The 12,737-nt window shown below is 70.6% G+C and carries 10 protein-coding genes and 1 tRNA gene; all 11 read left to right on the top strand.

The genetic code is table 11. The features are described from left to right. The first annotated feature begins 36 nt into the window (after positions 1 to 36). The 11 genes from JUB13_RS09560 (at position 37) to JUB13_RS09610 (ending at position 12,716) form a co-directional block, all read left to right on the top strand. A complete protein-coding gene (locus JUB13_RS09560; RefSeq protein ID WP_236024833.1) occupies positions 37 to 1,113 on the top strand; it encodes a chromate transporter in 1,077 nt (358 codons plus the stop codon). A gap of 154 nt (positions 1,114 to 1,267) precedes the next feature. After that, entirely contained in the window at positions 1,268 to 2,245 is a 978-nt protein-coding gene (locus tag JUB13_RS09565; protein ID WP_207478560.1) for a Bug family tripartite tricarboxylate transporter substrate binding protein, read from the top strand. A gap of 56 nt (positions 2,246 to 2,301) precedes the next feature. Then, positions 2,302 to 2,784 carry a tripartite tricarboxylate transporter TctB family protein gene (locus JUB13_RS09570; RefSeq protein ID WP_207478561.1) on the top strand — a complete coding sequence of 161 codons (483 nt, stop codon included), beginning with the start codon at positions 2,302 to 2,304 and terminating at the stop codon, positions 2,782 to 2,784. A 12-nt stretch (positions 2,785 to 2,796) separates the two neighbouring features. Further along, on the top strand, positions 2,797 to 4,314 hold the full coding sequence (locus tag JUB13_RS09575) for a tripartite tricarboxylate transporter permease (RefSeq protein ID WP_207478562.1): 1,518 nt from the start codon (positions 2,797 to 2,799) through the stop codon (positions 4,312 to 4,314). Between the two features lie 10 nt (positions 4,315 to 4,324). After that, complete coding sequence (locus JUB13_RS09580; protein WP_207478563.1) at positions 4,325 to 5,482, top strand: CaiB/BaiF CoA transferase family protein; 1,158 nt, start codon at positions 4,325 to 4,327, stop codon at positions 5,480 to 5,482. Beyond that, the gene (locus JUB13_RS09585) at positions 5,479 to 6,330 is read left to right on the top strand and encodes a citryl-CoA lyase (RefSeq protein ID WP_207478564.1); all 852 of its coding nucleotides are present in this window, start codon (positions 5,479 to 5,481) and stop codon (positions 6,328 to 6,330) included. The genes JUB13_RS09580 and JUB13_RS09585 overlap by 4 nt, the downstream gene beginning before the upstream one ends. 512 nt (positions 6,331 to 6,842) lie before the next feature. Then, positions 6,843 to 8,198, top strand: coding sequence for an MATE family efflux transporter (locus JUB13_RS09590; protein ID WP_328702902.1), 1,356 nt, complete (start codon positions 6,843 to 6,845; stop codon positions 8,196 to 8,198). Positions 8,199 to 8,374: 176 nt separating this feature from the next. After that, entirely contained in the window at positions 8,375 to 11,107 is a 2,733-nt protein-coding gene (gene gyrA, locus JUB13_RS09595; RefSeq protein ID WP_236024860.1) for a DNA gyrase subunit A, read from the top strand. 22 nt (positions 11,108 to 11,129) lie between these two features. After that, positions 11,130 to 11,672: a pantetheine-phosphate adenylyltransferase gene (gene coaD, locus JUB13_RS09600; RefSeq protein WP_207478566.1), complete on the top strand. Its 543-nt coding sequence runs from the start codon at positions 11,130 to 11,132 to the stop codon at positions 11,670 to 11,672. Positions 11,673 to 11,755: 83 nt separating this feature from the next. After that, positions 11,756 to 11,831, top strand: a tRNA-Lys gene (locus tag JUB13_RS09605). A 120-nt stretch (positions 11,832 to 11,951) separates the two neighbouring features. Continuing rightward, positions 11,952 to 12,716: an alpha/beta hydrolase family protein gene (locus tag JUB13_RS09610; RefSeq protein WP_207478567.1), complete on the top strand. Its 765-nt coding sequence runs from the start codon at positions 11,952 to 11,954 to the stop codon at positions 12,714 to 12,716. The last annotated feature ends 21 nt before the right edge of the window (positions 12,717 to 12,737 follow it).

Below are 12,737 nucleotides of genomic sequence, written 5' to 3' on the forward strand. Positions count from 1 at the left end.
GGGCATCCTCTTCGTGCTGCCGGGCACGTGTCGATCATGGCGCTGAGCTGGATCTACGCCGGGCTCGGCAATGTCGGCCTCGTCCAGGGGCTGTTCTTCGGACTGAAGGCCGCAGTCCTCGCGGTGGTGCTCGAGGCGGTGCTCCGGATCGGTCGGCGTGCGCTCCGCAACAGGGTGATGGTGGGGATTGCGGCGGCCGCCTTCGTCGGGATCTTCCAGCTGGACGTGCCGTTCCCTGCCATCATCCTGGGCGCCGGGCTCCTCGGCTTCCTCGGCGGGCGGGCAGGGCTGCCGGCCTTCCTGGGACCTGGCGGCCATCGGGGAAAAGGGCCGGCGACGGTGGCCGACTCCGATACGCTCCTCGGCGAGGGAACGCCGGCCCATGCGCGGCCGGGCATCGGCTGGTCCTTGCGAATCGGCCTCGTCCTGCTGGCGCTGTGGCTCGTGCCGACCGCGCTGCTGGTGGGGCTCGCGGGCGGCAGCAGCTTCGCGGCCATCGCCGTCTTCTTCTCGAAGATGGCCGTGGTGACCTTCGGCGGTGCCTACGCCGTGCTGGCCTATGTCGCGCAGCAGGCGGTCGAGACCTATGGATGGCTCCGGCCCGGAGAGATGCTGGACGGGCTCGGCATGGCCGAGACCACGCCCGGTCCGCTGATCATGGTGACCCAGTTCGTCGGCTTCCTCGGTGCCTACCGCGACCCCGGCCCCTTCTCGCCGATGGTCGCGGGAACCCTGGGCGGGCTGCTGACCACCTGGGTCACCTTCGCGCCGTGTTTCCTGTGGATCTTTCTCGGCGCGCCCTTCGTCGAAACGCTACGGGGCAACCGGGCGCTGAGCGCGGCGCTTTCGGCGATCACGGCCGCAGTGGTCGGGGTGATCCTGAACCTTGCGATCTGGTTCGCGCTTCACGTGCTCTTCGCGGAGGTCGAGGAGATCCGCCTGGGTGCGGCCACTCTCGACGTGCCGGTCCTCGCATCCGTGAACTGGGCGGCCCTGGCGCTCACCGCGGCGGCCGTGGTCGCGGTCTTCCGCTTCGGCGCCGGCATGATGGCGGTGCTGGCCGCCTGCTCCGCGGCGGGGATCGCGCTCCACCTTGCGGGGCTCGGGGCCTGAGGCGTGCCCGCGGAGCCTCTCCGGGCCTCGTCCGATCGGCGAGCCCGTGCCCCCAAGGCACGCCTTTGACAGGGCCCTGTCGCTGTCCCATTCTCGCGCGACGCGAGGCGGCGGACGCGCAACAGCCGCCATGCCCAAACGGGAGGAAGACACGATGTTCACCAAGCGCGAGTTTCTGAAGGCGTCGGCGCTCGCCGGCGCGGCCGGCCTGATTCTGCCGCGCTTCGCCCTGGCGGCGCCCGTCATCGACCAGATCCAGCTTTTCGTCCCGGCGGCACCCGGCGGCGGCTGGGACCAGACGGCCCGGGCCATGGAGCAGGTCCTGCGCTCCGAGGGACTGATCGGCGGCGCCCAGGTGACCAATGTCGGCGGCGCCGGCGGCACCGTGGGACTTCCGCGCTTCGTCAGCCAGTACCGGGCCAATGGCAGCGCCATGATGGTCGGCGGCATGGTGATGGTCGGCGCCATCGTCGCGAACAAGGCGGCGGTGAAGCTGGACCAGACGACGCCGATCGCGCGCCTGACGGGCGAGTTCCTGGCGCTCGTCGTGCCCGCCCAGTCGCCCATCAAGGACGCCAAGGACTTCGTCGCGGCGCTGAAGGCAGACCCGGCGAAGGTCGCCGTCGCGGGCGGGTCGGCCGGTGGTTCCGACCATATCCTTCTCGGCATGATCGCCAAGGCCTCGGGCGTGGAGCCGCAGAAGATCAACTACGTGCCCTATGCGGGCGGCGGCCAGGCGCTGGCGGCGCTGCTGGGCAACCAGGTCGCGGGCGGCATCTCCGGCTACGGCGAGTTCGCCGAGCAGGTCCGTGCCGGAAAGCTGCGCATGATCGGCATCTCGGCGGACAAGCGCCAGCCCGGCATCGACGTACCGACGCTCAAGGAGCAGGGCGTGGACGTCGAGCTCTTCAACTGGCGCGGCGTGTTCGGGCCTCCGGGCCTGTCCGACGCCGACAGGAAGAAGCAGGTCGACCTCGTCGAGAAGCTCGTGGCCTCCAAGGCCTGGCAGGACGAGTGCGTGAAGCGCGACTGGACGTCGATCCCGCTCACGGGTGATGCCTATGCCGCCTTCGTGAAGGAGGACACGGCGCGAATCGAGGCGATCCTGAAGGATCTCGGCCTCGCCAGCTGACCGCGCCATCCGATCCAGCCTTCCGGGCCCACGCATCAACCGGGAACGCCAGCGCCATGCCACGCGCCCAAATCGCCTGGCCGGAGGCCCTGATCGGCCTCGGCCTCATCGCCTTCGCCGGCGTCGTGCTCTGGCAGACGCTGGCGATCCCGGTCTCGCCGCTCTACTCGAAGGTCGGTCCGACGGTCTTTCCCTACATGACCGTCGGCGGACTGGCGATCCTCGGGGGCTTCCTGCTCGTCTCCGCCGCGCGCGGCGGCTGGCAGCCCGAGGAGGAGAAGGAGGTCGCGCTTGACCGGCGCGCCCTCTTCTTCGTGGCGGCCGGGCTTCTCGCGAACGTCCTGCTGATCGGTCCGCTGGGCTTTACGGTGGCCTCGACCGTGCTGTTCGTGCTGGTGGCCCACGGGATCGGCAGCCGGCGCCCGGTTCGCGACGTCCTGATCGGCCTTGTCTTCTCGCTGATCTCGTATTTCGGATTCGCCAAGGCTCTTGGCGTGAACATCGGCGCCGGCGTCCTGGAACGCCTGCTCGGCGGCTGAGGAGCGACCCACTTGGAATCCCTGTCCTCCCTGGTCGGTGGCTTCGGCGTCGCGCTGACGCCGCAGAACCTGATGTGGTGCCTGGTCGGCACGACGCTTGGCACCGCCATCGGCGTGCTGCCCGGGCTCGGCCCCGGGCTGACCATCGCGCTGCTTCTTCCCATCACCTTCAAGGTCGACCCGACGGCCGCCTTCATCCTGTTCGCGGGGATCTACTACGGCGCCATGTACGGGGGATCGACGACCTCGATCCTCCTGAACACGCCGGGCGAGAGCGCCACGATCGTCACCGCCCTCGAAGGCAACCGTATGGCACGGTCCGGCCGCGCCGGGGCGGCGCTGGCCACCTCGGCCATCGGCTCCTTCGTGGCCGGCACCGTCGGCACGCTCGGCATCACCTTTCTCGCCCCCGTGGTGGTGGACTTCGCCCTGCAGTTCGGACCCGCCGAGTACTTCGCCCTGATGGTCCTGGCCTTCGTCACCGTCTCGGCGGTGCTGGGGTCCTCGGCGGTACGCGGGCTTGCCAGCCTGTTCCTGGGCTTCTATCTCGGCATGATCGGCGTCGATCTGCAGACCGGTCAGCCGCGGTTCTCCTTCGGCCTTTTCGAGCTTCTCGACGGGATCAGCGTGATCGTCGTGGCCGTCGGCCTGTTCGCCGTCGGCGAGACGCTGTACGTCGCCGCGCGCCACTATGCCGGCAGGGACGAGATCGTGCCCCTCAAGGGCTCGCTGTACATGACGCGCGAGGAATGGTCGCGCTCCTGGAAGCCGTGGATCCGCGGCACCCTGCTGGGCTTCCCCATCGGAGCCATGCCCGCGGGCGGCGCCGAGGTCCCGACCTTCCTGTCCTACTGGCTGGAGAAGCGGCTCTCCCGCAGGCCCGAGGAGTTCGGGACCACCGGTGCCATCGAGGGCGTCGCCGGCCCCGAGGCCGCCAACAACGCCTCGGCCGCCGGCGTGCTGGTGCCCATGCTGACGCTGGGCCTGCCGACCTCGGCCACTGCGGCGATCATGCTCTCGGCCTTCCAGAGCTACGGGATCAATCCCGGGCCGCTGCTTCTGCAGAGCCAGGGCGCCCTCGTCTGGGGCCTGATCGCGAGCCTCTACGTCGCCAACGTGATGCTGCTGGTGCTGAACCTGCCGCTGATCGGCCTCTGGGTGCGCATCCTGAAGGTGCCGCCGCCGCTGCTCTATGCCGGCATCCTGGTCTTCGCGACCATCGGCACCTACGGCATCTCCAACTCGGTCGTGGATCTCGTCCTGCTCTACATCCTGGGTGCCGTCGGCTTCCTGATGCGCCGCTTCGACTTCCCGACGGCGCCCGTGATCATCGGGATGATCCTGGGGCCGCTGGCCGAGACCGAGTTCCGGCGCGCCATGACGATCTCGAACGGGGACTGGACGGTCTTCTTCACCCATCCGCTCTCGGCTGCGCTGCTGGCCCTGGCGGCGCTGGGGCTGCTGGGCCCGCGGATCTACGCCCTGCTGCGGCGGGACCGGCGTGCGGAGACGAGCCCCCGAGGGGCGTGAGGAGGCCGGGATGACCGGGCTGCTGGAAGGGGTGCGGGTCCTCGACCTGACCAACGTGCTGGCGGGACCCTATTGCTGCTATCAGCTCGCCCTGCTGGGGGCCGACGTGGTCAAGGTCGAGTCGCCCGGCGGCGGCGACTTGGCCCGCCAGCTCGGCGCCGCGCCCGAGCTGAACCGGGCCGCCATGGGAGCGTCGTTCCTGGCTCAGAACGCCGGCAAGCGCTCGGTGGTGCTCGACCTCAAGACCGAGGAGGGGCGCGGGCGCTTCCTGAAGCTCGTCGCCGGCGCGGACGCGCTGGTCGAGAACTTCCGGCCCGGGGTGATGGCGCGGCTGGGGCTCTCCTACGAGGCGCTGCGCGCGGTGCGCCCCGACCTCGTCTACTGCGCGATCTCGGGCTTCGGCCAGACCGGCCCGCTGGCGGGCAACCCCGCCTACGACCAGATCGTGCAGGGGCTGTCCGGGCTGATGGCCATCACCGGCACGCCGGAGACCGCCCCGCTGCGCGTGGGCTACCCGGCCTGCGACACGTTGGGCGGGCTTTTCGGCGCCTTCGCGGTGGTCTCCGCGCTGATCCGCCGGATGCGCACGGGCGAGGGGGCATTCCTCGACGTCTCGCTCCTGGAATCGACGCTCAGCGCCATGGGCTGGCCGGTCTCGAACTACCTGACCGCAGGGGTGGAGCCGCGGCCCATGGGCAACGAGAACGTAACGGCCGCACCCTCGGGGACCTTCCGGACGGCCGACGGGCCGCTGAACATCGCGGCCAACAAGCAGGAGCAGTTCGAGGCGCTGTGCGCCGTCATCGGCAGGCCGGAGCTGGCCTCCGATCCCCGCTTCGCAGAGCGAGAGGCCCGCAAGCGCAACCGCGAGGCCCTGCGGGCGCTGATCGAAGAGGCGCTAGCCGCGGCTCCGGCGGCGGAGTGGGAGGCGCGCCTGAACGGCGCCGGCGTTCCCGCGGGGCGCGTGCTCGGCCTGCCGGCGGCGCTGGCGGAGCCGCAGGTCCAGGGGCGGGGGATCACGACGCGGTTCGAGGACGTGCCGGGCCTGGACCGGCCGCTGACCGTGGTGCGCGGCGGATTCCTCGTGGACGGGGAGGCGCCGCGCCCGCTGCGACCTCCACCGCGCCTGGGAGAGCACCAGCAGGAAATCCTGGAGGACGGGGAATGAGCGGCGAGGACGAGGCCGGGCGCCGACGCGGCGAGGATTGGTGGTCCACGGAGATCATCGAGATGCGGCCGGGGCTGATCCGGCTCCGCGGCTACCCGATCGAGGAGCTGATCGGGCAGGTGAGCTTCCCCGCCATGATCTGGCTGATGCTGCGCGGCGAGCTGCCGAGCGAGGCGCAGGCCGCCCTGCTCGGCGCGGCTCTGGGCGCGGCCGTCGATCACGGCCCGCAGGCCCCGTCCATCGCGATCGCGCGCATGGCTGCCACCTGCGGCGTCGGGATCAACAACGCCATGGCATCGGCGATCAATGTACTGGGCGACGTCCATGGCGGCGCGGCCGAGCAGGCGCTGGCGCTGCTGGGCGAGATCGTCGCGGCGCAGGATTCCGGGGCGAGCGTCGATGACGCGGCGGCGGCGGCCCTGGAGCGGTTCACGGCCGCCGGCGGCCGGTTCGTTCCCGGTTTCGGGCACCGCTTCCATCCCGTCGACCCGCGCGCGCCGCGCCTGCTCGAGCTCGTCGAGGAGGCGGCGCGGGCCGGCACCGTCGGCGGCCGCTTCCGCGGAGCCGCGCTGGCACTGGACGCGGCCATCGCGGCACGCAAGGGCCGCCAGGTGCCGCTGAACATCGACGGGGCCGTCGCGGTCATCTATGGCGAACTCGGATTCCCCCCGGGGCTCTGTCGCGGCCTCTTCGTCCTCTCGCGCTCGGTCGGCATCCTCGCCCATGCGTGGGAGCAGATGCAGCAGGCCGAGCGCAACAAGGGTCCCCTGCCGCGCGAGTGGCTGTGGACCTATGAGGGGCCGCCGGCGAGACCTGTCCCGGATCCCGGCGGTCGCCGGGATCCATGACGGGGCTCAGGGCCGGCCTGAAGGGGACGCGTCGGGCGGCGCGACGTCCTGACCGGGCCGCTCCGCCGGCCGGGTCGGCTCCATGGGTGGGAGGTCGCCGGGAGGCCGTTCGGGCGCGCTGATCGGGGGGTCCGCCGGTTCGTCGCCGGGGACTTTCGGGATCGGGCCGGTCATTTCCGCCCTCAGCCTAGGGCCATCAGGCCGGCTGCGAGCAGCAGGAGGCTTCCTCCCGCCAGGGCGATGCGCAGGGGGGCTGCATCGATGGCCTGGGCCTGGGCTTGTCGGCGACGGCGGGTCATGGTCGTGCTCCGTGTGGATGCCCTTCCAGCCAAACACACGCGATTGGGATCGGTTCCGGGGAATCCGGGCGGCCGCATGGGGGGTATGAGCATTTCCGGATTGACCCCGGCGGCCGCTGCCCGCTCCCCTCGACCATTGCCGCATCGGAGTCCGCGACCATTTTCGACCTGTCCTCGCCGCAGCCGGCCCCAAGGCCGTGCTCGGGACCGCTGGTGAAGCGCCATGTGGGCGACCTCGTGCGCTTGGCTGCGCCCGTCGCCGTCTCGCGCGCCGGCATCGTCGCGATGGGCGCCGTCGACACGCTGATGGTCGGCCGCTACGACCCTCACGAGCTCGCCTTCCTGGGACTCGGCAACGTGCCGGTCGGGGTCATGCTGTCGGGCGGCTCCGGGCTTCTCATGGGCACGGTGGTGATGACGGCGACGGCCCTTGGCGCTGGACGGCCCGAGCGCTGCGGCCAGGTCTGGCGCAGCGCACTGCCATACGCGCTGCTGATCGGGGTCGCATTCGGGCTGTTCTGCCAGTTCGGCGCGCACCTGTTCGGCCTGCTGGGGCAGCGGCCGGACCTGGCGGAAGCGGGCGGGCGCGTCCTCGCCGCCTATGGGCTGGGCATGCCCGCGGCGATGCTGTTCATGGCGACCGCCATGTTCCTGGAGGGGATCAAGCGCCCGCTTCCGGCCATGGTCGTCATGGTGGCGGCGAACGTCGCCAATATTCCGCTGAATGCGTTTCTGATCGGCGGCGGGGCGGGGATCCCGGCGCTGGGCGCGCAGGGCGCCGTGATCGCCACAAGCCTGCTGCGCTGGGCCATGGCCTTGGGCCTCATCGCCTATGTGCTGCTCCGCCCGGCCCACGCACCCTACGGCGTGCGGGGCGGGTTCGGCGGCTGGTGGCGCGAGGGGGCCGCGCAGCGGCGGCTCGGCTACGCGGCGGGCGTCAGCCAGGGGCTCGAAAGCACGTCCTTCGCGGCGCTGGGCGTCTTCGCGGGATGGCTCGGCGCCGAGGCGCTGGCGGCCTTCACCGTCGGGTTCAACCTGATCGCGCTGCCCTTCATGGCGGCCGTCGGGCTTTCGGTCGCGACCGGGGTGCGCGTGGGCGAGGCCTACGGGCGCAGGGACCGCGTCGACGTGGCGGTCGCTGGATGGACGGGGCTGGGCGTCGCCTGCCTTCTGCTGAGCCCGGTCGCGATCGTGTTCCTGGCGGCGCCGGATGCGATCGCCGCGGCCTTCACCCGCGATCCCGCGCTCCAGGTCACGGTGGCGGGGCTGGTCGCCTTCAACGCCTGGATCCTGGTGGTCGACGGCGGCCAAGTGGTCATGGCGGCCGCGCTGCGCGGCCGGCACGACGCCTGGACCCCGACGGCGCTGCACTTCTTCTCTTATTTCGGCGTGATGATGCCGCTGAGCGCGCTCCTGTCCCTGGGCCTCGGGCGCGGGGTGCAGGGGCTGTTCGAAGGCATCCTGATCGCAAGCGTCGTCTCGGTCTCGGTCCTGGCGCTTCGGTTCCAGAAGCTGGCCCGGCGCGATGCGGCCGCCGAGGCGTGCGTTTCGGTCGCCGAGAAGGTATGATCCCGGCGCCCGCAATTGTTCGCGGGTGCAATATCTGGTAAAAATGCCCATATGGGCGACGGCCTCCTTCGCGGCGGCCGCGCACATCTTCAATCCAGCCGAATCGAGTTGGTTTTTTGACCTCCGCATCCGCACCGCCCCCCTCCGCCATCGCGCCCGTCACCATCGAAGAGGAGATGCGCCGCTCGTATCTCGATTACGCCATGAGCGTGATCGTGAGCCGCGCGCTCCCGGACGTTCGCGACGGCCTGAAGCCCGTGCACCGGCGCATCCTCTACGCCATGAAGGAGGGCGGGTACGACAGCTCGAAGCCCTACAAGAAGTCCGCGCGAATCGTCGGCGACGTGATGGGCAAGTACCATCCGCACGGCGACTCCGCGATCTACGACGCCATGGTCCGCATGGCGCAGGACTTCTCCATGCGGCTGCCGCTGATCGACGGGCAGGGCAACTTCGGCAGCATGGACGGCGACCCGCCGGCGGCCATGCGCTACACCGAGGCGCGGCTGGCCAAGCCCGCCGAATCCATGCTCGACGACATCGACAAGGAAACCGTCGATTTCGGGCCGAACTACGACGAATCCGCGCAGGAGCCCACCGTCCTGCCGGCGCGTTTCCCGAACCTGCTGGTGAATGGGGCCGGCGGCATCGCCGTCGGCATGGCGACCAACATCCCGACCCACAACCTGGGCGAGGTGATCGACGCCTGCTGCGCCATCATCGACAATCCCGAAATCTCTGTGGACGAGCTGACCGAGATCGTCCCCGGGCCGGACTTCCCGACGGGCGGCATCATCCTCGGCCGCTCGGGCATCCGCAGCGCGTTCCACACCGGGCGCGGCTCGGTCGTGATCCGCGGCCGCACCGAGATCGAGGAGATCCGCAAGGACCGCTGGGCGATCGTGATCTCCGAGGTGCCCTACCAGGTCAACAAGGCCCGGATGATGGAAAGGATCGCCGAGGCGGTCCAGGAGAAGGTGATCGAGGGCGTCTCCGACCTCCGCGACGAGAGCGACCGCGACGGCGTGCGCGTCGTGGTCGAGCTCAAGCGCGACGCGGTCGCGGACGTGGTGCTGAACCAGCTCTTCCGGCACACGCCGCTGCAGACCTCCTTCGGCGTGAACATGCTGGCGCTGAACGGCGGCCGGCCCGAGCTGCTGAACCTCCGCGACATCGTGGCGGCCTTCGTGGCCTTCCGCGAGCAGGTGATCACCCGCCGGACCGAGTTCGAGCTCGGCAAGGCCCGCGAACGCGCGCACACCTTGGCCGGCCTCGCGGTCGCGGTGGCCAACCTGGACGAGATGATCGCGCTGATCCGGCGGGCACCGGATCCGGCCTCGGCGCGCGCCGCCATGCTGGCGCGGGAGTGGCCCGCCGCCGACGTGGCGCCGCTAATCGCGCTGATCGACGATCCCGGCCAGGCCGTCAGCCCCGAGGGCACCTACCGCCTGTCCGAGGCGCAGGCCCGCGCGATCCTGGAGCTGCGCCTGCACCGGCTGACCGGTCTGGAGCGCGACAAGATCGCCGCCGAGCTGCACGAGGTCACCGACAGGATCGCGTACTTCCTGGAACTGCTGGCGAACCGCGAGAAGCTGCTCGGCGTCCTGCGCGCCGAGCTGATCGAGATGAAGGAGCGGTACGCGACCCCGCGCCGGACGACCATCGACGAGGCCGAGTTCGAGGCCGACATCGAGGACCTGATCCAGCGCGAGGACATGGTCGTCACCGTCTCGCAGTCCGGCTACATCAAGCGCGTCCCGCTCTCGACCTTCCGCGCCCAGGCCCGCGGTGGCAAGGGCCGGGCAGGCATGGCGCTGAAGGAAGAGGACACCGTCACCGACCTCTTCGTCGCCAGCACCCACACGCCGATGCTGTTCTTCTCCAGCCGGGGCCTCGTCTACAAGATGAAGGTCTACCGGCTGCCGCTGGGCACGCCCCAGGCGCGCGGCAAGGCGCTGGTGAACATGCTGCCGCTCCAGGACGGGGAGACGATCTCGACCGTGCTGGCGCTGCCCGAGGACGAGGAACGCTGGGGCGAGCTGGACGTGCTGTTCGCGACCTCCAAGGGCGGCGTGCGGCGCAATCGGCTCTCGGACTTCTCGAACATCCGGGCCAACGGCCTAATCGCCATGAAGCTGGACGAGGCGGGCGAGCGGCTGATCGCCGTGCGCACGGCCACCGACCAGAACGACGTGCTGCTGGCGACGCGCGGCGGCAAGTGCATCCGCTTCCCGGTCTCCGAGGTCCGGGTCTTCAGCGGCCGCACCTCGACGGGCGTGCGCGGCATCAGGCTTGCCGAGGGTGACGAGGTGATCGCCATGTCGATCCTCCACCACCTCGAGGCCTCGCCCGAGGAGCGGGCGGCCTATCTGCGCCAGGCCAACGCCCTGCGCCGGGCCGCAGGCGAGGACGCGTCCTCGGACGAGCATCCGGATCCCGATGCCGAGACCAACGAGAACGTGGTGCTCGCGCAGGAGCGCTTCGCCGAACTCGCGGCCAAGGAGCAGTTCATCCTGACCGTGTCCGAGCGCGGCTTCGGCAAGCGCACCTCCAGCCACGAGTACCGGGTCACCGGCCGCGGCGGGCAGGGCATCTGGAACATGGACATGAACGACCGCAACGGCCTGATCGCCGCGACCTTCCCGGTCGAGGCCGAGGACCAGGTCATGCTGGTGACCGACGGCGGCCAGATGATCCGCATGCCGGTGCACGACGTGCGAATCGCGGGGCGCAAGACCATGGGCGTGACCCTGTTCCGCGTCGCGGCCGAGGAGCGCGTGGTCTCCGTCGCCCGGATCTCGGACGAGGCCGGCATGAACGGCGAGAACGGCAACAACGGCGAGAACGGGAACGGCGCCGCCGACGGCGGGCCTCCCGCGCCGGACGACGTCCCGGGCGAACCGGGCTGAGATCGGCGAAAGGCGACGCGACATGAACGGTCCGCGCATCGGCGTCTACCCCGGGACATTCGACCCGGTCACCAACGGCCACCTGGACATCATCCAGCGGGCGACCCGCGTGGTCGACCACCTGATCGTCGCGGTGGCCCGCAACGCGGGGAAGGGTCCGCTCTTCTCGACGGATGAGCGCGTGGAGATGGTCCGCGAGGACGTCCAGGCGCTCAGGACGAGCGGCACGACGATCGAGGTCCGGCCCTTCGACAGCCTGCTGATGCATTTCGCCGTCGAAATCGGGGCGGCGGTGATCATCCGCGGCCTGCGGGCCGTCTCGGACTTCGAGTACGAGTTCCAGATGGCCGGCATGAACGCAAGGCTGAACCCGGCCATCGAGACCGTCTTCCTGATGGCCTCGGACCGGCACCAGTTCATCTCCTCGCGCTTCGTGAAGGAGATCGGGCGGCTCGGCGGCGACATCAGCCATTTCGTGACGCCCGGAGTCGCGGCGCGCCTCGCCACGCGCTTCGCCACCGACGGGGACCCGTCCAAGCGCGTCCAGACGCTGAAGCAGAACTGACGCCGCGCGCCGGCCAGCCGGAGACGGCATGGCCGGCGCGCGGTTGACCCACGGGGACGCGCCCCCTATGGTTCGCCCCCGAAGAGCCCGTAGCTCAGCCGGTAGAGCATCTGACTTTTAATCAGAGGGTCCTGGGTTCGAGTCCCAGCGGGCTCACCATCCAAGGCCTTGGAAGGCTCTGCCTTCCGGGGCCTTTGTTTTTTTGTACGTCCGTGTCCGCCCACGCCTTCCTGCGGCCCGTGATAGGATCCCCGGCGCGCCGCTGCCGGTGGAGACAGGATGAGCCTCGCGATCGTCCGCCGCCTGATACCGGAATGGGGAACCACCTACGGCCCGCCGGGTGACGGCCCGTTTCCAGCGGTCATGGTGCTCCACGGATCCGAAGGCGGCTGGTCGGGCTGGAGCCACCGGAACGCCGTCATCCTGGCCGCCCACGGCTTCCTGGCCTTTCCCTTCGCCTACGCCCGCGGCGGGAATGCCTGGAACGCCGGCGACATCGCCGATGTGCCGCTCGATCGCAGCATGCAGGCCCTGCAGGCTCTCCACGCCTTCCCGGCGGCGGGACCGAGGATCGGCCTGTACGGCGTCTCGCGCGGAGCCGAGCATGCCCTGCTGCTGGTCACGCTGATGGCGCGCGACGGGCTGGCGCCGCTTCCCGACGCCGTGGCCGTCCACAGCCCGGCGGACGTTGTATGCGGCGCCTTCCGGGCAGCGAAGTGGCGGGATCCCGGTGATCCCGGCTGGCAGGCCTGGGACCCGGCGGACCGTGCATGGACCTGGAACGGCTCGTCCGAGGAGCTCAGGCCGACGACGCCGATCGAGGTGGAGCGCTATGACGGACCGATTTTCCTCAGCCATGGCGCCGCGGACAGCGTCTGGAGCGCGGACATGACCCGGCGTCTGGCCGAGCGATTGCGCTCCTGCGGCCGCGAGCCCGAGGTGCACCTCTACGACGGGCAGGACCATTTGCCCGGCAGCGAGGCGGAGAACGCCCATCACGGGCATCTCCTTGCCTTCTTCGGCCGGCACCTGATGGCGGCGTGAACGCGCGCCGCCGAGCTTGGC

The organism is Arenibaculum pallidiluteum, assembly GCF_017355985.1.
Classification (GTDB): domain Bacteria; phylum Pseudomonadota; class Alphaproteobacteria; order Azospirillales; family Azospirillaceae; genus Arenibaculum; species Arenibaculum pallidiluteum.